23 protein-coding genes and 1 pseudogene are annotated in these 20,991 nt (G+C 46.2%); 14 read left to right on the top strand and 10 right to left on the bottom strand.

The features are described from left to right. Window positions 1–105 precede the first annotated feature (105 nt). Complete coding sequence (locus KOE27_RS18605; RefSeq protein WP_215240320.1) at window positions 106–657, top strand: DUF6134 family protein; 552 nt, start codon at window positions 106–108, stop codon at window positions 655–657. Window positions 658–741: 84 nt separating this feature from the next. Further along, on the top strand, window positions 742–981 hold the full coding sequence (locus KOE27_RS18600) for a hypothetical protein (RefSeq protein WP_215240319.1): 240 nt from the start codon (window positions 742–744) through the stop codon (window positions 979–981). Between the two features lie 108 nt (window positions 982–1,089). On the opposite strand, the gene KOE27_RS18595 is transcribed toward KOE27_RS18600, so the two are convergent. From KOE27_RS18595 to KOE27_RS18580, 4 genes are read right to left on the bottom strand one after another with little or no spacing between them, the layout of a single operon-like run. Further along, window positions 1,090–1,896: a polysaccharide deacetylase family protein gene (locus KOE27_RS18595; RefSeq protein WP_215240318.1), complete on the bottom strand. Its 807-nt coding sequence runs from the start codon at window positions 1,894–1,896 to the stop codon at window positions 1,090–1,092. Further along, the gene (locus KOE27_RS18590) at window positions 1,878–2,615 is read right to left on the bottom strand and encodes a glycosyltransferase family 2 protein (RefSeq protein ID WP_215240317.1); all 738 of its coding nucleotides are present in this window, start codon (window positions 2,613–2,615) and stop codon (window positions 1,878–1,880) included. Before KOE27_RS18590 ends, KOE27_RS18595 begins: the two co-directional genes overlap by 19 nt. Then, on the bottom strand, window positions 2,599–3,759 hold the full coding sequence (locus KOE27_RS18585; RefSeq protein ID WP_215240316.1) for a glycosyltransferase family 87 protein: 1,161 nt from the start codon (window positions 3,757–3,759) through the stop codon (window positions 2,599–2,601). Before KOE27_RS18585 ends, KOE27_RS18590 begins: the two co-directional genes overlap by 17 nt. Window positions 3,760–3,781: 22 nt before the next feature. Further along, complete coding sequence (locus KOE27_RS18580) at window positions 3,782–6,253, bottom strand: outer membrane beta-barrel family protein (protein WP_215240315.1); 2,472 nt, start codon at window positions 6,251–6,253, stop codon at window positions 3,782–3,784. A 166-nt stretch (window positions 6,254–6,419) separates the two neighbouring features. On the opposite strand from KOE27_RS18580, the gene KOE27_RS18575 reads away from it, so the two are divergent. The 3 genes from KOE27_RS18575 to KOE27_RS18565 all read left to right on the top strand — a co-directional run bounded on the left by KOE27_RS18575 (window position 6,420) and on the right by KOE27_RS18565 (window position 8,849). Then, on the top strand, window positions 6,420–7,448 hold the full coding sequence (locus KOE27_RS18575; protein ID WP_215240314.1) for a sensor histidine kinase: 1,029 nt from the start codon (window positions 6,420–6,422) through the stop codon (window positions 7,446–7,448). A 3-nt stretch (window positions 7,449–7,451) separates the two neighbouring features. After that, entirely contained in the window at window positions 7,452–8,165 is a 714-nt protein-coding gene (locus tag KOE27_RS18570; RefSeq protein ID WP_215240313.1) for a LytR/AlgR family response regulator transcription factor, read from the top strand. Window positions 8,166–8,426: 261 nt separating this feature from the next. Continuing rightward, the gene (locus KOE27_RS18565) at window positions 8,427–8,849 is read left to right on the top strand and encodes a DoxX family protein (protein WP_215240312.1); all 423 of its coding nucleotides are present in this window, start codon (window positions 8,427–8,429) and stop codon (window positions 8,847–8,849) included. Between the two features lie 225 nt (window positions 8,850–9,074). Here the strand turns inward: KOE27_RS18565 and KOE27_RS29670 are convergent. Both KOE27_RS29670 and KOE27_RS18550 read right to left on the bottom strand, forming a co-directional pair. Continuing rightward, a pseudogene (locus KOE27_RS29670) lies at window positions 9,075–9,632 on the bottom strand (S41 family peptidase). Then, entirely contained in the window at window positions 9,611–9,841 is a 231-nt protein-coding gene (locus KOE27_RS18550; protein WP_215240309.1) for a hypothetical protein, read from the bottom strand. The pseudogene KOE27_RS29670 and the gene KOE27_RS18550 overlap by 22 nt, the downstream one beginning before the upstream one ends. Window positions 9,842–10,046: 205 nt before the next feature. Here KOE27_RS18550 and KOE27_RS18545 point away from each other — a divergent pair, with 205 nt between their 5' ends. From KOE27_RS18545 to KOE27_RS18505, 9 genes are all read left to right on the top strand, one after another. Continuing rightward, window positions 10,047–10,832, top strand: a complete 786-nt coding sequence (locus tag KOE27_RS18545) for a helix-turn-helix transcriptional regulator (protein ID WP_215240308.1) — start codon at window positions 10,047–10,049, stop codon at window positions 10,830–10,832. A gap of 57 nt (window positions 10,833–10,889) precedes the next feature. Then, a complete protein-coding gene (locus KOE27_RS29890) occupies window positions 10,890–11,693 on the top strand; it encodes a serine hydrolase domain-containing protein (protein WP_215240307.1) in 804 nt (267 codons plus the stop codon). Next, window positions 11,647–12,057, top strand: coding sequence for a serine hydrolase (locus KOE27_RS29885; RefSeq protein WP_215241676.1), 411 nt, complete (start codon window positions 11,647–11,649; stop codon window positions 12,055–12,057). The genes KOE27_RS29890 and KOE27_RS29885 overlap by 47 nt, the downstream gene beginning before the upstream one ends. 114 nt (window positions 12,058–12,171) lie before the next feature. Next, complete coding sequence (locus tag KOE27_RS18530) at window positions 12,172–12,474, top strand: hypothetical protein (protein ID WP_215240306.1); 303 nt, start codon at window positions 12,172–12,174, stop codon at window positions 12,472–12,474. A 12-nt stretch (window positions 12,475–12,486) separates the two neighbouring features. Next, window positions 12,487–12,771, top strand: a complete 285-nt coding sequence (locus KOE27_RS18525) for a hypothetical protein (protein ID WP_215240305.1) — start codon at window positions 12,487–12,489, stop codon at window positions 12,769–12,771. A 162-nt stretch (window positions 12,772–12,933) separates the two neighbouring features. Continuing rightward, window positions 12,934–14,442 (top strand): serine hydrolase domain-containing protein, encoded by a 1,509-nt coding sequence (locus KOE27_RS18520; protein WP_215240304.1) that lies wholly within the window; start codon window positions 12,934–12,936, stop codon window positions 14,440–14,442. Between the two features lie 365 nt (window positions 14,443–14,807). Beyond that, on the top strand, window positions 14,808–16,073 hold the full coding sequence (locus KOE27_RS18515; RefSeq protein WP_215240303.1) for a helix-turn-helix domain-containing protein: 1,266 nt from the start codon (window positions 14,808–14,810) through the stop codon (window positions 16,071–16,073). Between the two features lie 128 nt (window positions 16,074–16,201). After that, window positions 16,202–16,846 (top strand): outer membrane beta-barrel protein, encoded by a 645-nt coding sequence (locus tag KOE27_RS18510; RefSeq protein WP_215240302.1) that lies wholly within the window; start codon window positions 16,202–16,204, stop codon window positions 16,844–16,846. A gap of 2 nt (window positions 16,847–16,848) precedes the next feature. Further along, complete coding sequence (locus KOE27_RS18505; RefSeq protein ID WP_215240301.1) at window positions 16,849–17,967, top strand: serine hydrolase domain-containing protein; 1,119 nt, start codon at window positions 16,849–16,851, stop codon at window positions 17,965–17,967. A gap of 264 nt (window positions 17,968–18,231) precedes the next feature. Here the strand turns inward: KOE27_RS18505 and KOE27_RS29880 are convergent, their stop codons facing one another. The 4 genes from KOE27_RS29880 to istA all read right to left on the bottom strand — a co-directional run bounded on the left by KOE27_RS29880 (window position 18,232) and on the right by istA (window position 20,654). Next, on the bottom strand, window positions 18,232–18,678 hold the full coding sequence (locus KOE27_RS29880) for an ATP-binding protein (RefSeq protein ID WP_255573838.1): 447 nt from the start codon (window positions 18,676–18,678) through the stop codon (window positions 18,232–18,234). A 10-nt stretch (window positions 18,679–18,688) separates the two neighbouring features. Continuing rightward, entirely contained in the window at window positions 18,689–18,949 is a 261-nt protein-coding gene (locus tag KOE27_RS29875; protein ID WP_215240299.1) for an ATP-binding protein, read from the bottom strand. An 84-nt stretch (window positions 18,950–19,033) separates the two neighbouring features. Continuing rightward, window positions 19,034–19,828: a Mu transposase domain-containing protein gene (locus tag KOE27_RS18490; RefSeq protein WP_215240298.1), complete on the bottom strand. Its 795-nt coding sequence runs from the start codon at window positions 19,826–19,828 to the stop codon at window positions 19,034–19,036. Continuing rightward, window positions 19,812–20,654: an IS21 family transposase gene (istA, locus tag KOE27_RS18485; RefSeq protein WP_215240297.1), complete on the bottom strand. Its 843-nt coding sequence runs from the start codon at window positions 20,652–20,654 to the stop codon at window positions 19,812–19,814. Before istA ends, KOE27_RS18490 begins: the two co-directional genes overlap by 17 nt. Window positions 20,655–20,991 lie beyond the last annotated feature (337 nt).

Here is a 20,991-nt window from a genome sequence, read left to right as displayed (position 1 = left end):
AGAAGGTAGAGTCTGAGGCGGGTAAACGAAATGGGAGTATGGCCTTAAAACCAGCGTTATTAGATGTATAAGTATTTGTTATTTGCCGCGTTAACGATAGGTGTCTTGGAAAAAGCGTCCGGTCAAAATCAGACACAGCAGTATGATGTCTTTCATAATGACCGGTGTGTGGGAAAGATGCTCGTTACAAAAATTAGCGATGGACGAAAATGCATTTTTAAGCTGACTTTCAATGCGGTATTGAGCCTGCTGATAAAGAATGTAGTTATCGAAGGCATGGAGGAGGCGTCTTTCGAAAATGGTGTACTGGTCTACTCGAAGGTCATGCGAAAAGTGAACGGCAATGTTAAAACAGACAAGCACACGAAAAAAGCAAACAATGCTTATGTAGCCTACGAAGGAGATACCAAAACAGTGATCCCGTTAAGCGAGATAAGGTCTAACTTTTTCACTTTGTTGTTTGCCGAACCGGTTAATGAACCGACAATTTATTCCGACTACGTTCAAAAGGAATTAACATTGGTCAAAACGGCGACACACATTTACCAGGTTACAACGAAAAACGGGCATTTCAACCGGTATAGCTACGTCAATGGCGCATGCTCGATGATTGAAGTGAGCACGCTGATGCTGACCCTTATGCTCAGACGCCATTAGGCAAAAAATGGAAGGCCTATTGCTTGCGGGCTCACCGATAGCGTTCGTGTTATCGGTAAAAACATTAAAAGCGACCTCTGATAAATGCATAGAAAACTTTACATAAGTATCGCCCGGCAGTTGTGCGGTGAGGCAACCGAGACTGAAAGTGCCTTGATACAACAATGGTGTAAAATGAGCTCAGCCAATTCTAGGTTATACGATAAGCTTCGGCTTGTCTTGACCAAAGCCGAGCAACTGCCTGGCGAAACGCCCTTCAATACTGAAAAGGCATGGCAGAATATCGCCCGGCAAATACACCGCGCACGCGAAGAGACAGACTAGACAGCAACGCGGCGTGCGAATTGGCCGCTCCCTGATGATTCAAACAAGCATTTCAACACGGCTCTCTCGGGTTGATCGTCTTTACTTATCATGTCTTCGATCTGCAATTTAAGGTACTGGGCCATTACTGGCCTCCCATTCGTCGCAGAAAGAATTACAGGTTACAAAATCCGCATTCTGCCCCTTCAGTTTTAAGAGCAAATTTTCAAATTTTGTTGTCAGTTTTTGGGAATCAGGGCATTTTACATAAGTGGGAAGTTTGTAACTGCTCAGATCTGCAAACTCCCATGGATGGAAATATAGCGTCAAATTACCCCGCTTTTTTAATGTAACCCTACTTAGCCATAGATACATGCTTAGCGGCAGGTTTTTGAAAGACAGCCAAAACAACGGGAGTCGTAACCAGGGGGTAGCGGAGCATGGCAATTGTATGAGTCCGTCGATCAAATGCGGATCGGCAGACCGGCCGAGCATATTATAGCGGCCGGGCAACCAAATTGGGTTGATGGACGAGTCGTAACGAAACCCCCACTTTTTGAGTAGCGATTTGTCTATCGGTTTTAGACGGGGCATACGAAATCCATGGACGACTTGCCCGGTTGCTGCTTCGAGAATCCTACGCGAGTGAACGATGTCGCTCTCGCGGAATGTCCGGGTGTGTGAATGAAAGAGCGCATGGGAGGCGATTTCGTGTTTTTGGGAGAGCCGGCGGACCAGGTTGGGGTGCTTGTCGGCAAAATTTCCAGTCACAAAGAACGTAGCCGGGACGTTGTGCCGGCTCAGTACCTGGAGTACGGCTTCCAAACCCAGCAGGGTGACCTGCATTTGATCCGCCTCAGGTACGTTCTGGTCGAATTCTTCCGGGATGTCGAACTCCTCGAGATCGAAGGTAAGCATTACAAATGCGTTTTGCATAGGCTAATGGGGACGATTATTTTTATAAAATTTGCCGCTTCCCGCAGCAGGACTTTGATGCTGAAATCAGTAAAGATCACCGAAGGCTTGGCTGACACATCCAGCCCTTGCATTTCGACTTTTTTTTGTAGCAGCCTTAGGATCAGTTCTATTTCGAAAATAAATGTGTTGGTCCGGGTTGCGAGCAGCTCTGGCAGTATCTTTCTGCGAAAGCCTTTTATCCCGGCTTGCGTGTCGGTTATGTGTTTGTCCAGGAGAAATCTGTTCAGCACCTGAAGGACCTTGGAGACAAGCCTTCTTTTCAGCGGCAGCTTTTTGAAATAGCTCTTCCTACGATTACCATATATAAAGGCGCATTGGGGATTGTCCTGGAAAATTCTGGCCATTTCGACAATCGGATCGGTGCCGAAAGGAAAATCGATGTCGGTATACACGATTATTTCGCCCCTGGCCATGGCTGCCCCTTTCCGAATCGCAGCCCCCTTGCCTTCGTTAATCACACTGTCCAGCAAAGTAAGGTTCGGGATGCCCGTCAGGGCAGGGATATTCATGAGCCTCAGATTAGCGGAGCCGTCGTTGGAGACGATATATTCAATCGGTGTGCCGGGTAGTTTTGTTTCAAGCTCACAAGCGGCGTCCACAAGTATTTGCCACCAGCCCGGCAGCGGATTGTAACAGGGCAGCACAATGCTGATGCCCGGCCTAGTTTTGGTTTTCATGTTGATGAAGCAGTAATTGTATTTGTAAAACCACCCATACCAGCACGCATGGGATCACTTTGATCAGATAAGGTTCAAAAAAGTTGTGGCGCAGCGCGGGCGGATAGATGTCGGTAGGCGCCAGAATGCAGAATACAAATACCAGCACGATCAATGTTTTCGACCAGGGCGCTAGTTGTTTGCGGTTGACGATGTGAAATAACACCACCCCGGGAATGGCGATCACATAGGTGGGCGACTCGGCTGCATGGTTGAATAAGATCACCCAAAGCGAAGCGTAAGCCAGCAAAAGCAGACGTTGCCGGAGTGTGCGGTATTGATTACGAAACAGGCAAAGTAGCCAGGTAATGCCGAACAATACCACACCTGCCAACTGAACTTTGGCGACGCCGCTCTGTGAGAAAGACGGCCACCATACTTTGATCAGGCCCAGGATCGAAAATCCGTAGTTCACCGCATGGTCGGCAACCAGAATGCCATACCAGTCTTTGTAAACCTGCACGAAATGATCCAAGCCGGTGACAGGCAATGGCAAAAGTGCCAGTACCACCGCCCACAGCACCGAGTAACTGATATATTCTCTTTTTTGCGGGTAAAAAAGGAACATTCCCGCATAAACCAGGCCATAACCCTTGATGCAGAATGCCAGCAGCGGGAACAGTGCTGCCCAGCGTGTATCTCCATTTTCCAGCAGGGTAAAAGTAAGCAGCCCCCCCGCGACGATCAGCGGGTTGGTTTGTTGGCCATGGAGTGAAGTCACCAGCTCGAAAAGAATAAACCACCAAAAGAACGCCTTGTCGGTGTGTCGAAGCGGCAGACTGCGGATCGCATAGAACATCGCCAGCGAGCAGCAGGCTAGCCAGAGCACCAGGCTGACCGGTAGTGGTAGCAGCGAAAAAGGTGCGAAAATAATACAAAAAGATGGGTGGTAGAGGAATAAGTCGAAGTACTCATTGGGATACTGCAGATGCAGGTTCTGGTGCGCTGCAAGGTGGCCCAGCGCCGCCCTGAAAATCTGGAAATTATTGTACTTCAATGGCCCTCGTGCATAGTGCTGGAGGGCGATAATCACGCTCACAAGTAGGTAGACACCCAAAATTATTTTTGGACGCGACAGGAAATCGGAGACTTTTCTGGTCAACATGGATTTACAGGTAATTCAAAAACTAAAATTTTCTTCCGGGCTTAGTTCCTTCGCGGATTGGCCGTTCTTGCTTGCCAGCTGCTTGGTCTTCACGCTTGCCAGTGCTACGGAAGCTGCCAAACCGCCAGCTGAATGTTAAGGTCAATGAGCGGTTGTAATACCAGTTGGCACTGTTGCTTTGAAAGCTCGGGGCAGTTGCAATACTTTTTTGCAAAAAGTTGCTGCGCAGAAAATTATTAATCCCCAGTGTTAGGCTTGCTTTCTTATCCAGGAGCTCTTTTTGGACAGAGAAGCTATAAGAATAGTCTGCCGAATTTCTTCCCTGCAGGGTTACATAACCATTACTATAGTCTCCGTAGAACTGGATGGTATATCCCCGGGGGAGTATATACGAACTGTTTAGTGTATACGCGTAAAAGGTCGCGTCATTTTTAACGTTCAGCGCGCTGCTGGAAAACCATACGTGGTAAATTTCAGCGCTCGTACCCATTGTCCAGCCGTTGCTGAGCTGCATATATACATTTACATTGGCGCCCAGGCGCTTGTTCGACGCAATATTTTGTGAGGTTGTGTAGGAGATGCCAAGACTGTCTACGCGGCTCAGTTGTTCGATGGCATTACTGTTGGCGTTGCCATAGATGCTGCTGTTCAGCACCAGGCCGGAGGGACTGTTATAGGAATGTGCTAGTTCCAGCATCCGGGTGACTTCCGGCCTTAACCGGGGATTTCCGGCCGAAACGTTGCGGGGGTCGCTGGCATTAACATAGGGGTTTAAGTCCCATATCCAGGGGCGCCGGATGCGCTCGGTATAGTTTAGTTTAAAATCGTGCTGGTCATTGAGTTTTCTGGTAATAAGCATGTTGGGGACAAAATTGCCGAATGTCGCCTTAAAGGAAGGGGAAGGCCCTGCGAAACTGCCGCCAAGGTGCGTGCTCTCATAACGGAGCCCGGGTCGGAATCCCCAGCCGCCCGGCGTTTCCAGTTTGAGGCTAAGGTAGGCTGCCAGGGTATTTTGAAAGTAGGCCATGCGGTCAGAGCGGAATGGCACCTCCTGCAGCGGGCCGCCTGGATTGTTGTGGTTGCTAAGAACGGTGAAAGCGCTGTTTGATTCATTCCTTGCAAAACGTAAGCCAGTTTCGATCAATTGCTTGCCGGATTCGCTCAGGGGATGCCCGTAGTCGGCCTGGAAGCTCAGGTCATGACCCGAGCCTTTATTGGGGCTTTGCTCCCTGAAATAGGGTCCCCCGTCAAGGCGGAACTGTTCGGTCACATAACCTGATTTGTCGTTGGAGCGGCTGTAATTGCCGACCAACCGGAGATTCTGTTCTGGCCGTTTGAATTTTTTCTCATAATTGAGCGAAAAATCTACCCAGCCGAAATTTCCATTCTGGTAACTTTTTTGATTATACTCCGTTCTTTCAACCCCACTGGTATACAAGTTGTAAAGGCTGGCCTGTTGTGGCCAATGTCCTTTCCAATAGGAGATTCCGAGTCCTACCTTCTGTGAAGAATCCGGCGTGAATTCAACGTTGAAGTCGCCGTAGACGCCCTTATCCTTTTGAATAGCATCTGAGCGCTGGATTAGCTCGCCGATCTTGACGCCGCCAGCTAATGATGACCGTTCCAGCGTAGAGACGTTACGCTGACGTTCCTGGCTGCCATTTAAGGTAAGCCCGAATGCAAATTTGCCACTGGACAGATTTATGGCGCCGTTCATGGATTGTTCCAGGTTACCACCGCTCAGGTCAATGCTGCCATTGGTCCCTTTCATTTTCTTTTTGGTAACGATATTGATGACACCCGCGGCCCCTTCGGCCTCATACTTGGCGGAGGGAGAAGTGATCACCTCGACCGATTCGATCGTACTGGCAGGAATCAATTTAAGCGCCTCTTTGAGGTTTTTGGCCAAAATCCCCGAGGGCATGCCGTTCAGCAAGACTTTAATGTTGGAATTCCCCCTCAATTTTACTTCTCCGTTGGCGCCCACGGACACCATTGGGGCTTTCCGGAGCACTTCGGAAGCGGAGCCGCCTTTATTGCCGATGTCGGCGGAGGCATTATACACCAGTTTGTCACCCATGTTCACTATGAGAGCCTTTTTGCCTGTGATGGTGATTTCGCCTAACGTACTGGCCTGTGCCAGTACGTAAATTGTTCCCAGGTCGATTACCCTGCTTGCCCCGACAGCGAAGGTGGTTGACTGGTAGGTTTTGTAGCCTACATAAGACAGGATAAGTACATAGTTGCCCTTCCCCTCGGTAAATAATTCAAATGCGCCTTTTTCGGAAGTTGGTGAACTGGCTATAATCGAACCATCGTTTGACTTCAAGGCAACGGTCACAAATTCCATCGGATTCTTAGAGGAAGAATCTGCCACGCTTCCCTTAATTAAAAAGCCCTTGTCAACCGCCGGATTCTGGGCAAAAGAAGCAGTTGCGGCGATCCAAAGTCCTATAAAGGTTACACACCATCGGTGTCTTCTGTTGTTAAACATTTCTCTGAGTTTATTCGGTAATTCTCAAAGAAAAATGTTCCTCAGCTGCGGCTAAAATGTAAATGAGCAACCTCATGGTTTTGATGACTAACAACGTTTGTCATCTATTCTTGCCGGATCGGGAGAAAAAGCAGAATTTTGAGCGTTCGATACAAAAGTCAGTTATATGTCAGAGAAAAGGAAATGGTATTTAAGCGTGTATGTCCAGGAAGGTGGATTCTTCGTTGCCATGTTCATTCTGACCATGTTGCACGAATGGATAGAAGTAGATACAGTAATCGGACTTTTAAAAGGGCTGGCTTTCTTTCTCATCCTTTATCTGCAGGCGCAATTGCATCGGTTCTTTATACTTCCGCTGATGCTTAAAAAGCAGTATGGCATGTACGCGGTAGTGAGCATCGTTACAACATTGGCGGGGGCGCTACTGCTTTATACTGCTAACTACCTTTGGCTTGCTCCCGCTTTTTATTTCGAGGACGGTTTTGTCATTTCGTTTATTTACCATTTTGTTATTTGTACGGTTAGTACCATTACCATTATGTCATTTTCCCTGGCCCGTCAATATTCCATAGCTGTGCAGAATCGGTACCATGACCAGCTACTGCTTAGTGAAATGAATATCAAGTTCCTGCATGCTCAGTTGAATCCCCATTTCTTTTTCAATATGTTTAATAACCTCTATGGTGTGAGCCTGACCGAACCGGCGAGGGTGCCTGAGCTTATCCTGCAACTGTCCGGGCTGATGAGATATCAATTAGAAAACGGCACAAAATCGACGGTAAGTATCCAGGAGGAAATCGAATTCGTTCGCAACTACATTATTATGGAAAAGGAGCGGGTCGGCAATAGGTGCGCTATCTCCTTCAATACTCCCCCGGATAGCTCACTACTCCGCAGTTACCAGATCGCGCCTTTGATCCTGATTACCCTGGTAGAAAATGCATTCAAGCATAGCCTGACCGTTACGGCAACCTGGTTTATCGATATCACCATTGAGGTGAAGGATCACCGGTTGATACTCGATATACAGAATTCGCTACCGGACTTATCTTTGAAACAGGACTCCACTGGTATTGGGCTGAAAAACATTGAGCAGCGCCTGGAGCTCCTGTACAACGGGCAATATAGTTTTCTTACCGCCGCTAACGAAGACAGCTACCGGACAACCTTGATATTACAGCTAAAGAATTTTTGAACTATGGAGCCATTGCGTTGTATCATCGTTGACGATGAAGAGGGTGCACATCGGGTAATCACACACTACCTTCATGACATTTCATTCCTAACCCTTTGCGGTTCATTCCACAACGCCCTTCAGGCAATGGATCACTGTTATAGTAATCCCGTAGATGTTATTTTTTTGGATATCAACATGCCAGGGCTTTCAGGTATGGAAATGTTGGCTGCCATGTCACACCCGCCGTTGGTTGTATTGACTACCGCGCACAGTCAATATGCCCTGGATAGCTACAAGTACCAGGTAGTGGATTACCTGGTGAAACCCATAGAGCTGCCCCGGTTTATGGCGGCTGTCGATAAGGTTCTCACCCGTTACAGGCCTGTCAGTCCGGTGGGGTCTGGGGCTGGCGGCCGGACCGCCGCATCGGATTTCTTAATGTTGAAGGTGGACGGGAATATTCTTAGGGTCGAGCTTGAGCATATACTCTATGTCCAAAGCTGGGGAAATTACGTCAGGGTTTATACCACCGAGGCGACCTATCTGAGTCCAATGACAACCACTGAGATAGAGAATAAGCTCGATAAGGCGCGTTTTATGCGTATCCATAAATCCTATATAGTTGCATTGAAGAAGATACAGAAAATTACCGGTGGACAGGTTCAGTTGGACAAAAGTGTCACATTGCCGATCGGGAACACTTATCGACGTGAATTGCTTGAAGTACTTCAATAGGAAAGGTGTATTGGCTTCTGGCCACCACTAGGAAACGGATATTGCGTATGCGGTTTATGGCCTGCACGACAAAAATGAAAGTGGAAAGACTTTCAAAATCAAAATGACCAATCAAGTTCGTCATTAAAAACAACGAGTTTGTCATTTGATTGCTCTGTTGGCCAAGGCGATTACTTACTTTGTATTAGGGCATCAGACCTAGTTAACGAGAATGGGATGCGCTCCCTCTCACAAGAAAAACTCTTTAGATAATCTATTACTATGCAGAAAAATTCTTCGGCAGAAGGTGGCCACACCACTTCGTCTACAAATATTGCCAGCTTATGGCTGCGCCTAGGTCTGGGTATTGCTATGCTCCCTCACGGATATGAAAAATTGACCCATTTCGCTGAGCTAAGGAACTCTTTCATGACCTTTCTAGGACTGAGCGATCCTGTCTCGCTGGCACTGGCCATTGGAGCTGAATTTTTTTGTTCCATCTTGCTTGCGATAGGACTGCTAACACGGATTGTACTCATTCCACTTATCATAACTGCATTTACAATTGTTTTTGTAGCGCACCAGGGGGATATTGTCGGCGAAGGAGCTGCGGGTTTCTTGCTGTTAGTCGGCTATGTCACCTCTTTGTTGCTGGGAGCGGGAAAGTATAGCGTGGATGCTGTCATTTCCAAGAAGGTAGCTTAAAGTGCCTGGTCACTAAATAACTTACGATAGCTATATGAACCGGGAATTCTTTGTTAAAATCGATATCTCCAAGTTAGCCCCGGATTTTGTAATTCTTAATTTGATAGGTTCAATCAAGTCGCATACAATTGGTAGAGACTGAAATGTCAATTGCGGGGATACTAAAGAAGTTGCACTTACTGGTCAGATTGATAAGATAGACAATATACATTCTTATACAATTATTTATTCGTTGAGCAGCCGCCTTTTTACGAACGCTATGATTTCTGGTTCCCCTAGTGCTTTGTCAAGCTTAAAGTCCGGCTGAGTACCATTTTGATAGATTTTCTTATTCTTATCCGCAGAATAATCTGTTGCCAAAAACAACTGACTGCCGTGGCAAAAGCTATAGGTTTGATTTATGGTAGAATAACCCGCGGTCTGCGCACCAAAGGAGGTGGTCCGAGGGAATCCTAAAAGCGCAATAGCCACCATCTCACCGCTGCTCCCTGTTTGATGACTGAGGAGTATCGCACTTTTTTTATAGGGGTTACGGATGATATATTTTTGAGTTTTCAAATTTGAATAATTGATCATAGCATTGTTAATATTCAAGGGTATGAATTCTCTTTTGCCGAGATATCAATTATAGCAGACCAAACTTTCGCCAATAATTGGTGCCAGGCCAGCGAGCATTGGCCAGCGGTTACCGCCCCAGTTATCTCTAAGGTCTATGATCCAGCTATCTGTTCCGTTACCGTCCAGTGCGGCGATCTGTTCTATTAGCTTATTGGCGAATTGCATGTCCTTTTGGTTATCGAAGGTCCGGCAAGTTCCTGATCCAGCTCCTGCTGGCGAATACGTTCTTTTACCAGGCTTTCTTTATGAATAACCTTTTTGATCTCCGTTATCAGTTCACGGGTTTCTTTGCCTGGCCGGGTTCCCTGTGCTTTAGCAATGCCACAAACGATAATGGTAGCGATAAGACCTAAAAATAGTTTTTTATATTTCATTAGATATTCATTTTTTTGAGCAAGACCGAACAAAATGGTTTTGGTTGCACAAAAATAAATTTTTTGATATGGGGCACGCCCAAGCTAATGCGCTGCGGCGCTCCTTAACTTACCGGGATAGATACTTTACGCCAAATGCAGCTGATAGGGCGAATATCCACCGTTTTTTTTAATAATAAAACCCACAAATGACCGTTTCATAACCGTGACCAATAACCCTGTAATTTTAGCCGCCGGGCAATATTCAGGCCGGATAGATCAAACGATCGCGCTTGACGGCCTGATCACTACGATCAGCAATTATGCTGTCGGCTATTGCTTCCGGGAGTTTCATTATCATGAGCATGCCGTGATCAGTTTTGTGCTGGAGGGCGGAAATATGGAAAGCAGGAAAAACGGTAGTTTTGAACGAAAACCCGGCGATATCGCCTTTTTCGCGCCGGGTGAATGGCACCGGACGATCTCGGGCGCACCTTCGTGCAGGAATATCAACCTTGAAATACCCGAACACTTTTTCAAGGCCTATCGCCTGACCACGTTGCATGTCGCTCATTATAAATCAAATATGCTGCGTATCGTCAGCGATATACGCCGCGGTTCTCCCACGGCGGGAACCTCGATCATGATGTCAGTGCTTGACCTGCTCAGTGGCGCGGAAGATACCTATTCCGGCAAAAAACCATTATGGGCCAAAAGGTTAGAGGAACTTTTGCAGGATGAATGGAACAAAAACTTAACCTTGCGTGAACTGTCAGCGGCACTACAAGTCCATCCCGTGACCATATCTAAGAACTTCGCGAGCTATTTTGGGATGTCATTCGGCGAATACCTCCGTAAGATGCGGATCGAACGCAGCCTGGCTTTGCTCAAGGATACGGATATGCCGTTAGTTACTGTTGCATTTCAATGCGGTTTTGCCGATCAAAGCCATTTCATCAGGAATTTCAAGCAGTTTACGGGTTTTCTTCCCAGCCATTTCCGTAGACTTTAGGCTAATATTATTCTATTTTTACAACAGGCGGGCGTTTAGTTTTGCAAATAAAAAAATATGCGTTTTCCAAACATAGGTTTACTTTGGCTCCTGGCTTTAGGCGCCATCATTTCCGGCTGTGACAAAAATGACCTACAGGCCCAGGTCTTTAAAAAACACGCTCCACTTACCGAAGCTGTTCTTTCATTCACTGCAGCAGCTTATCGGCCTGCCCAACCGCTAACGGGCCGCCTAAAAGATTCCCTGGACGCCACGATCAGTCGATTGTTCCCGGTTACCAGAATGCCTGGTATCACCGCAGCGATGCTGATCCCGGGTAAAGGGCTTTGGCAAACAACGACGGGTTTTCTATCGCAGCCCGATCAGCAAAAGGCAGACCGCAGCAGTGTGTTCTACTGGGCAAGCGTGACCAAGCTGATCACGGCCACGGTCATTGACCAGTTGGTGCTGGAAGGAAAATTAAGTTACAACGACAAACTGGCGAAATGGTTCCCGCAGTTTGAAAATGCAAGAGAGATCAGTATTGGCCAATTGTTGGACCATACTAGTGGACTGGCCAGTTTTAATACGGACCCTGCCCTCTTCAAGAAAGAAAAACATTATACGCCTGAGGACCTGATCAACATCGCTTTGCTGCAAAAGAATCTATTCCCACCCGGGAAATACTGGTCCTATAGCAATACGGGCTACCTGCTATTGGCCATGATCATCCAGCAGGTGGATAACCGCAGTTATGCGGAATCCGTACAGCAGCGCATTGCCGCTCCCTTGCATTTATCCTCACTAAAGGTATTGACCGGTCCCGTCGTGCTGGCTGATCTCGCAAAAAGGGCATGCTGCCGACGGATCAGCGGTAGATGAAGATTATTCCGTACCGCTGGGCGCGGGCGATATCGTTTCCAATGCCCAAGACATGGCCGTGCTTTTATTTGCACTGCTCAATGGCACGGTCATTCCCAAAGCGACCGTTGCTGCCCGCCTGCAAGATCTGTACCCTATGCCCGATAAAGGCATGTTTTATGGACGGGGAATGATGGTTACTGACTTTATGGAGATTGCCGGCCAGCCAGACCAGTGGGTAGGGCATACAGGAGGTACGGAAACTTATCGCGCTTTGCTGATTTACGATATCAAGACGAAAATTTTTCTCGCTGTTTCCGTGAATGCCCATGTATCGGTTGAAGCGATCAGCCGCAAACTATTAAGCGTAGCTTTCCAGCAGTAAAAAATAGTCGAAGCCTCTTCATTTATCAAATTGCCCGGCTTAGAGAATTTGTCACATCTGTCGATATTTAGCGTCCTATGATCATGACATATATGTTATATCGTACTGTTAAGTTTGTTCGGTGCGACCGCTCGTGCACAGGTTAACCAGCGTTTGGTCAAGACCATTGACAGTTTATACCAGGAAGATCAGGCTGTGGAGCAGAAGCTAATGGCGATGAGTGAAAGAAACGCGCCCAAAGACAGCTTAGAACTCCAGGATTCTTTAAAGAAACAAACCTACGTGCATGGCTTAAAAGTGGCAAAAGCCATCTACGATCGCTATGGATATCCGAGAGCGAACCTGGTAGGTGCGGACGCCGTGTACCATTTCTTTGTCCTGATCCAGCATGCTGACAGTGACCGAAGTTCCAGGTAAGCGATGTTGCTCGTGCTGGACGAGCAATACAAAAAGGGCAACGTCAGCAGTAAGTACTACGCATACTTATACGACCGGGTACAGCGCAATAACCAGGAGGAACAATTGTATGGTACCCAACCTAGTGATGATAAAACCGGCAATCTGTTCGATAGTAATGACGGGATCATCTTGCCAACCCACCTAGCCGATCCTAAGCATGTGGATGAGCAGAGAAAGCAAGTCGGACTTGAACCTTTGGGAAAATACTATGAGGCGATTTTGGAAATGTTGTGCAGGCCCAAGAATATAACCTAATGGGATGCTACCGGGAGAATTGTTGCAGATATCCGAACGTAGTGTTCGATAACGCACATTTCTGTATCATGAAAATGCTAAAAATGTACGTTTAGGCGCCGTGGCGGTACTTTTTGACTATGGCATGGCTTTTGCTTGAGCTTTGCTTTATTTCTGTGATTTATGAGATTATTAAAGTCCGCGCTGGTCGCCTGTTTTTTATTGATCAATGTTTCTCTGTTCGCGCAAAACGCGCAGAAACTTGATAGTCTATTCAACGTATTGGACACCGCAAGTCATTTCAATGGCAATGTGCTGGTGGCTCAGGGCGACCGGGTAGTCTATGCTCGCTCGGTGGGCTATGCACAAATGAATGAGCGAAAGAAAAACACGAGCCGGTCCGCCTTCCAGATCGGATCGGTGTCTAAAACGTTTACCGCTTTAGCGATCCTCCAACTGGCCGAAAAAGGTAAGCTCCGGCTAGATGACCGGGTAGCACACTTTCTCCCGGATCTTACTTACCACACATTGACCATCCGGCATCTGTTGAGCCATACGTCTGGTTTGCCGGATAAGGAGGAGTTGTTCTTCCCGTTGATCGATGCAGACACTGGTTTGCGGGTCAGCAACCAGCTCATCGTTCCGGCTTTGATAAAATCGAACACGCCCTTGGCGTTTGCCCCGGGAAGTCAGTGGCGGTACAATAATATCGGCTTTGCCTTGCTGGCCCTGGTGGTGGAAAAGGTAAGCGGCGAATCTTTTGCGGATTATCTGCAAAAGCACATCTTCATTCCGGCGGGCATGAAGGATAGTTATTTATTGGGAAGCCGGGTAGATGATACCAACCGGGTCACCGGGTATCTGGTACGTCATCATTATTTGGGTGATCTGGAAAGCATTGAAGCGAGTAAGAAAGTGAGGCGCTGGAGCTATAATATGCGTGATCTGTATGGCCCGACGAATGTGGTGAGTACGGCGGCTGACATGCTGAAGTTCGCGCTGGCGCTGGATACCTACAAGTTATTAGGCAGAACATTAACCGAAGAGGCTTTCACAGCTTACCGCCTAAGCAGTGGGAAACCGGCGATGCCGGATGGGGAGTTTGGGCGCGCGGCTTATGGCCTGGGCTGGTTCCTGCCGGTCAACGATCTCGGCAAAATGGTGATGCATACGGGGCGGGAACCAGGTTTTTTTACTTTCTTCTGGCATGACCGGAAGACCCGCAGGACACTGATTCTGCTGGATAATGCGGAAAGCACGGGGTTTGGTTATGCGTGTAAGGAGACATTCAATATCGTTTACGGCACTAAGTTTTTTCCGCCCGAACCGCCACGCCAGCGATCGCTTTTTCTCCCCTATGTGGGGGTATTGTTAAAAGAGGGTGCAGATGCGGCGGCATCGTTTTTTAATAGGTACAAGGGTGATACAACTCATTATTTTACGGATGAGCGAGAGTTGAATGAGTTGGGTTTGGAACTTTTGGCTGACCGGCACAACGAGGCCGCCTTGGAAGCGCTAAAGTTATGTACTTTGCTCTACCCGCTAAGTTGGAATACGTATGATAGCTATGGTAAAGCGCTACTGCAAAGCGGCAAGCGTAAAGACGCCATTGATATGTACCGGAAGTCAGTGGAAATGTTTCCGGGAAACCTGCCTGGCAAGAAGATCCTGGAGGAATTGACGGCGAAGTAGTTTTGATCTTAATAAAAACATCTTGAGCTTGCAAAAGACCTTGCCTGGCGGCGTATGATCAAAAATAAGCTTTATCAACGATATTTTTATAGATGAACCTCACCCTTTTACCTGGTCATCCTGCTGTCACTACAGCTTGGAAATGCCTTCACGCAAAGCAGCGCACAACGACTTGGGCATTTTTTTATACCCCTCTTTATCGCTTCAATGGCTACTTTGGCTCGCTCCGGCGACCCGGTTGAAGCTCACACTGAATTTTCTGCGTTCTTTTTTCATAGTCAACTAATAAAATAGAAATTTAAGCAGCTGTCCAGATTTTCGGAGTATTATAATCTGTTTAACTTGGCGGACCCAACCCAAAGTTTATGCAGAGTATCATACTTAATACCGGTACCATCAGCTGTCTGCTCTTTTTAGCTATTTTGACGGCATATAAAAAAAGTTACAATTCAACTGGATACCGATTCCTAGCACTTCTTTTCGTTTGCCTTTCCTTTGATTTTGCGGATGAAGTCTTAATCGCTACGGGTGTTTATGCTCAGCACCCTTGGCTGGCTGTGGTTTTGCAGCCTGTGTTGTACCTTTTCGCACCACTAATTTATCTGGCCGTTGTCTATTTAACCTCCGTTTCTCAAAAATTGTCCATACGTATTCTCTATCACTTTATTCCCTACCTTGCCATGCTGGGGATTTATCTGAAAATTTATATTTTTACAAATACAGATAACAAGACACTTGGGAATATTGCAGTTTCTACTGGCAGCGAGCCTATTGAAATAGTATTAATTCTTCTGTTTTTTGTTCAGGCGTTGTGCTATCAGTATTATTCGATTTTGACTTTAAACAGGCATCGGGAAACACTCCCGCTGTTTGTATCAAATCTTCCTGACAATGATTATCATTGGCTGCGCAATGCAATTATCGGGCTGAGTATACTGTTCGCAATTTCTTTTGCCGAGGTCATTTTCGTAAATGCACAAAATTCTGGTATTTTTCCTTTAATCTATCTCATCGGTTTTTATTATGTTGGTTTACAGGTTGTAAAACAAAAAGACGTCTTTTCATTTTCGAAGGGGCAGGTCGAGAGCTTTTCGGATTTAGTTAACGACCATCGGTATGCCGTAAAACTAGAGCCCAGTCCAGAAAATGAACCGATTGCAGATTCACCTCCTGCCAACGTTAACAAGGCGGATCGTAGTGGAACTGATAATTCCTTACTTCAAAAGAAAAAGACAATCAGCGATCAAAAACTGGAAGTGTATCAAAAAAGGCTGTTGGAAATAATGGAAGCAGAAAAACCATACATGGATAGTGAGATAACATTGCCTAAGCTTGGGAAAATTCTACTTCTTAATACCTACCAAACCTCTTATCTGATCAACACTTGTTTTGGCGAAAATTTTTACACATTTATAAACAGATATAGATTGGAGGAATGTAAAAAGATGCTGTCAAGTAGTGATTACAGCCATTTAAGTATTCTGGGTATAGCCTACGAATCACGCTTTAATTCTAAAACCGCATTTAATACCGCATTCAAAAAACACACCGGCTGCTCACCGAAGGAATTTCGCGATAGAAATATTCACGGAAATGAATCAGAAATAAGTTCCGATTTATCAAGTGTTTGATTTTGAGTATATTACTTACAGTTAATATATATATATCGGAACGTTAAACGTTTTTATGGCTGCTACTTTTGTCGGGTAAAATTACAAACTGCACCAGCGCTCAGCCCTGGAACCGACATTTTTTAGCTATGAAGAATATTTTAAAAATTACAGCCATTTTATTTGCCGTGCTTTCATGCAGGGTTTGTTATTCACAAAATAAGCTTGCTGTGGGCGTGAGGCTTTTACCATCAGCAACCACGTTTCGCTACAATACCGGCGTTCCCATACTGGATTTTCTCAAAGTTGCGCCATATCATTTTAGAGTTCGCACAACACAGGGAATCGGAGTATTATACAATGCGGGCAGAAAGCTTAGCATTGGCACCGACCTTCTTTATAGCCTGGAAGGGGGAGGATATCAGCAGAGAAAAACAAATTTGAACTATCTGAAATTACCAATATGGATTGGATATAATTCGTCTCCGGCAAGAAAATTAATCTTTACGGTTCAGTCTGGCCTAGAGTTCTCTTACCTGCTGCAAGCAAAAATCAGATACGATGACAAGTCAATAGACATTGGTCGTTACGTCAACAAATTAAGTACTGGAATTCCTCTGGCGATTGGCGTCAAGTTCCGGATGTTTCACTCTTACGCTGTCTCGACTCAACTTTATTTATCCTCTGAAATTGGGTCGCTATCCAAAACAAATAGAGAGTTTGGAGTTTATAATTATGTGTTTCCAGGTCTAAGAATTTCAATTGATCACAGTTTAAAAAACAATTTAAAATAGTCATGAAAATCGTTTCATCAAAATATCTTAAAATTCTCATCATGATTTTTACCGGGCTGTTAAGCTCTTGTGAGGACAAAGCGCCTGCTCCGGAAACAATCAATACTGCTATTGATAATGCTGTTTATCCGTATATAGCCATGGGGGCGAATGTGGGTATTATTGTAGGTATAATTAAAGATGGTTCAAAATCCGTTTATAGTTATGGAGAAAAGGAGCTGGGGACAGATCAGAAAATCACGTCGAAGTCAGTTTTAGAGCTGGCTTCTATCACAAAAACATTCACCGCCCTGGCCCTAGCGGATATGCATTTTCGTGAAAATTTAAACTTGGATGACCCAATTGAAAAATACCTGCCGGCAAGGGTAAAGGTCCCATCTTTTAATGGGAAAAAGATAACATTACGACAACTTGCCAATCATACATCGGGTTTACCCCGAACGCCTGAAAATATGGACAAAGAAGCTTTTAATCCTTATATAGGGTATTCCGAGGAAAAAATGTATGAATTTATAAATGGTTATACATTAAAAAGAGAGCCCGGAACGCAATATGAATATTCTAATGTGGGCTATGGGTTACTTGGCCAGATTTTAAGTATATTGAATAAAACAGATTACGAGGATATGATTGCCTCACGTGTGACAGTACCTCTCGGCATGAAACATACCACAGTGTCTTTTTCCAGTGAGCAGCTGCAAAATCTAGTGCCGGGTTACTATGGGAATAGAAAGGTTGACTCGTGGGCTAAATACATGGAAAACATCCTGCAAGGTACTGGATCATTGATATCAAACCTGGATGACATGTTAATATATCTTGACGCGAATATGAATCCCCAAAACAATTTGCTGGGACAGGCGATATCGCTTACGCACAAGCCCACCTTCGAATATTCGGGAGATCATCAGGATGGCATTGGCTTGGGATGGAGCCTTTTTTCAGCCGATAATCAAAATATCACCTGGAAAAATGGTGGAAATGGAGGCTATACTTCCTTTATCGGATTTGATAAGTCTTCAAAAACCGGTGTTGTAATCCTGACAAATTCATCTCTAAATCCTGATCCGTTCCAGACTCAGATGGGTTTTGAAATATTAAAGGCTCTTCAAAGTCTCTAGATTTAACATTATTCAAAGATTTTGTCTAATTAGCTGTCAATGCTATAATATCCTTGTGATTGATGGTGTGCGTCGTCACTTCTGCCAGCTTCCCCTTAGCGGGTACTGCTGTTGGTGGTTATAGCGTAGATCTGCTACCCTGTATGGGTATTTCGGAGAAGTTGACCACCTGATTCCGTGGCAAATTGACCACCTGATTATCTGGCGGCCGAAGGCAAAAAATGCTGTAGAAGCGGGTTCAAAATTAGTAAATAAAAAGTGTTTTTATTGGTAGCTGTTTTCAGGCTCCATTTTTCGTTTTTTTCTCATCGATTCCCCCCTGAGCTCCACCCGATGTGCGTCATGTACAATCCGGTCCAGGATCGCATCAGCAATGGTTTTTTCTCCGATTACTTCATGCCATTTGCTGACCGGTAATTGGGAAGTGATAATCAGCGATGTCTTGCCGTGCCTGTCTTCGATTATTTCCATCAGGGCTGCCCGGCTCTTGGCATCGAAGGGTTGGATCCCAAAGTCGTCAAGGATGAGCAGGTGCTGCCGTTCTATCTTTGCAATTTCCTTGATATAGGACCCATCGGCCTTGGCCATCTTCAAGCGGGCGAATAACTTAGGTGTACTGGCATATAGAACGCGGTAGCCCAGGATACAAGCCTGGTGACCAATGGCGGATGCCACATAGCTTTTCCCGATCCCGGTACTGCCTGTGATCAACAGGTTCTCGTTACGGGCAATAAAAGAGCATTCGGCCGCATCGGCGGTCCGACAAGCGCATGATCTGGTTACGTTCGATACTCCGGTCGGCATGGTAATGGATATTTTCAACCATCGCTTTGTAGCGGAACCTGGCATAATTAATTTGTCGCTCTACACGCCGGTTATGCCTGTCATCCCATTCAGCATCAACCAGATGGGCTAAAAGTTCATCGGCGGTGTAATCGTCGGTTTTCCCGCTTTCCAAGCTGCTTTTAAAGGCATGGAACATACCATGGAACCGGGTCGCCGGTGCGATTGAGCTTGCGTAACTTCTCCAATGTGTCGGTGTTCATTGTATTATTTGTTTAAAGGATTATTGGTAATAGTCTTCGCCCCTGATATTATCATGATGGGGCATGGGCAATTCGTCTGCAAACAGGCTGTCTTCATATTGGTCCATATTCTTTTCCAGTATTGTCCGCCCGGCGGCCCGGTGGATCGTTTTGTAGTTGTAAATACCATAGCTGAGTGCCCTCTGGCACGCACTGATCAACCTTTGTTCACCAGCCTTTTTAGCGAAGGATAAGATGCCCACGCAAGACCGGTAAGCCTGTTCGGGATGTTGTTTGCGGTCCAGGATTTTATGGATATACAACCTGACGTCTTCGTGTATTGAGGAAGCCCATTCCAAAAACCGGTCTGGCGTCCAGTCGGTTACGAAGCGGTGTGTACTGGCCAGATGTTCTTTATCAGTAGAATAATTGTAGGGGCTTTTGACGCGTTTATGCAGGGCAATGCGCTCGTAATGGTAATAGGCTTCAACCAAAGAATTGGAGAACAGCAGTTTGATCTTTTTACCTATAAACCGGTAAGGCACGCTGTACGGGGTCGCCCGGCGATAATGCTTGTCAACGCTCAGGCAGACATGCCCGTTTTTCATCACAGTGGCATGTAGTTGCTTCTTAAATTCATATCGGAGAACAGGGAGCGGTGCCAATGCAGAGCGTTCTATTTCTTCAAACTGGAGCCTACGGCTGTAATTACGGCCCCGTAACAGTTGGTTGTTATGGGTCTCAAGGGCAATCCATATGGCTGCGTTTAGCTCAGAGAGTGAGCTGTAAACCTGCTTCCTCAAAGGGGCGTAAATGCGGCTATAAACGATTTTCACGGCCCCTTCCACCGCACCGGCGGCCCGGCAACGCCTTATCTCTTGGCCGATAAGCGCGGGCAGGCAATATGGTAGTTCCGTAATGGTCAGCAAAGTCGGCAAAAGCTTCGTTGAGCGTTGGTTCGTATTTATTGCTTTTGATAACAGCTGCTTTAAGCGGGGCCGCCCGGCGGTTGTCGGGGACAATCGCTGCCGGTACGCCACCGATATAGTGAAACGTATTTTCACAGGCTGCGATCAGGTCTTCTTTTTGCTGGCTGTTGACCGCTTCCACATACGTAAGCTGGCTGGCCCCAAGGATAGCCACAAACACTTCAACCTCAGTTAATTCACCGGTCTGCTTATCTGCAATACTTAGTTTAACGCCTGCAAAATCAATATACAGCTTATCGCCCGCCTTGTGGTCCTGCCGGGCCGCCGGGCGGTGCATCACAGGGTTTACCCGGGCCTTCCAATTGGTGAGGTGGAAGCAAAACTGGCCGGGCCGCCGGGCGGTATATCCAAAACCATCGGGAAACTCCTTTTTATAGGCTTCCCAAAGCATATGGCGCGTGACACCAGTCCGCTTAAGCTCTTTATCGATGTTTGGAAAACAACGTTGCAGGTTCAGTAACCTGTCTTTGGGGGGCTGTTCTTTAACCGTTCCGAAGAAGTCGTCCAGCTCCTTATCATTCAGCGTATTGACCTGTTCGAAGGTTAGCCCGCTCGCATCAAAAGTAGCCATGTACCTCTTTGCTGTATTGCGGGACACACCAGTTTGGGCTGCTATTGAAAGCTTGCTGCGGCCCTGGCTGTACATTCTTAGGATCTGTCTTATTTTACTCATTCGGACCGCCGATGCGGCTGATTGTCGAATTGGCCATACTTCACGCGATTGGTTCGCGTCAAAAGTAGGGTTTGATTCTACAGCATTTTTTGCTCTTCGGGGTGGTCAGTTTAAACCGAATTCAGGTGGTCAGTTTCACCGAATTTTCCAGGTAATATCCTAAATAAGTCTTTCTCGCAATTGAACGCATATTATAGTACAATAAAATTTGGTAGGAGTAGGTTAAAATGTAATTTTGAATGCCCCCATGGATTCTATGTGTTGCTAGGATCAATTGAAATTATTTCAATTCCAGATGGTTGCATGGAGGGTTCAAATCCCTCGCTACAATTTTTTC

The organism is Dyadobacter sp. CECT 9275, from assembly GCF_907164905.1.
In the GTDB taxonomy this organism is placed as follows: Bacteria; Bacteroidota; Bacteroidia; order Cytophagales; family Spirosomataceae; genus Dyadobacter; species Dyadobacter helix.
The sequence above is the reverse complement of the archived record's forward strand: the minus strand, read 5'-3'. Positions and strand labels throughout refer to the sequence as shown.

What these genes read in the sequence shown, in the direction of transcription:
- KOE27_RS18600 (WP_215240319.1), top strand. Translation starts at nt 742, where the DNA reads ATGCATAGAAAACTTTACATAAGTATCGCCCGGCAGTTGTGCGGTGAG.
- KOE27_RS18515 (WP_215240303.1), top strand. Translation starts at nt 14,808, where the DNA reads ATGCAGAGTATCATACTTAATACCGGTACCATCAGCTGTCTGCTCTTT.
- KOE27_RS18590 (WP_215240317.1), bottom strand. Translation starts at nt 2,615, where the DNA reads ATGAAAACCAAAACTAGGCCGGGCATCAGCATTGTGCTGCCCTGTTAC.
- KOE27_RS18505 (WP_215240301.1), top strand. Translation starts at nt 16,849, where the DNA reads ATGAAAATCGTTTCATCAAAATATCTTAAAATTCTCATCATGATTTTT.
- KOE27_RS29890 (WP_215240307.1), top strand. Translation starts at nt 10,890, where the DNA reads ATGCGTTTTCCAAACATAGGTTTACTTTGGCTCCTGGCTTTAGGCGCC.
- KOE27_RS18510 (WP_215240302.1), top strand. Translation starts at nt 16,202, where the DNA reads ATGAAGAATATTTTAAAAATTACAGCCATTTTATTTGCCGTGCTTTCA.
- KOE27_RS29875 (WP_215240299.1), bottom strand. Translation starts at nt 18,949, where the DNA reads ATGTTCCATGCCTTTAAAAGCAGCTTGGAAAGCGGGAAAACCGACGAT.
- istA (WP_215240297.1), bottom strand. Translation starts at nt 20,654, where the DNA reads ATGAGTAAAATAAGACAGATCCTAAGAATGTACAGCCAGGGCCGCAGC.
- KOE27_RS18520 (WP_215240304.1), top strand. Translation starts at nt 12,934, where the DNA reads ATGAGATTATTAAAGTCCGCGCTGGTCGCCTGTTTTTTATTGATCAAT.
- KOE27_RS18585 (WP_215240316.1), bottom strand. Translation starts at nt 3,759, where the DNA reads ATGTTGACCAGAAAAGTCTCCGATTTCCTGTCGCGTCCAAAAATAATT.
- KOE27_RS18565 (WP_215240312.1), top strand. Translation starts at nt 8,427, where the DNA reads ATGCAGAAAAATTCTTCGGCAGAAGGTGGCCACACCACTTCGTCTACA.
- KOE27_RS18550 (WP_215240309.1), bottom strand. Translation starts at nt 9,841, where the DNA reads ATGAAATATAAAAAACTATTTTTAGGTCTTATCGCTACCATTATCGTT.
- KOE27_RS18570 (WP_215240313.1), top strand. Translation starts at nt 7,452, where the DNA reads ATGGAGCCATTGCGTTGTATCATCGTTGACGATGAAGAGGGTGCACAT.
- KOE27_RS18595 (WP_215240318.1), bottom strand. Translation starts at nt 1,896, where the DNA reads ATGCAAAACGCATTTGTAATGCTTACCTTCGATCTCGAGGAGTTCGAC.
- KOE27_RS18575 (WP_215240314.1), top strand. Translation starts at nt 6,420, where the DNA reads ATGTCAGAGAAAAGGAAATGGTATTTAAGCGTGTATGTCCAGGAAGGT.
- KOE27_RS18580 (WP_215240315.1), bottom strand. Translation starts at nt 6,253, where the DNA reads ATGTTTAACAACAGAAGACACCGATGGTGTGTAACCTTTATAGGACTT.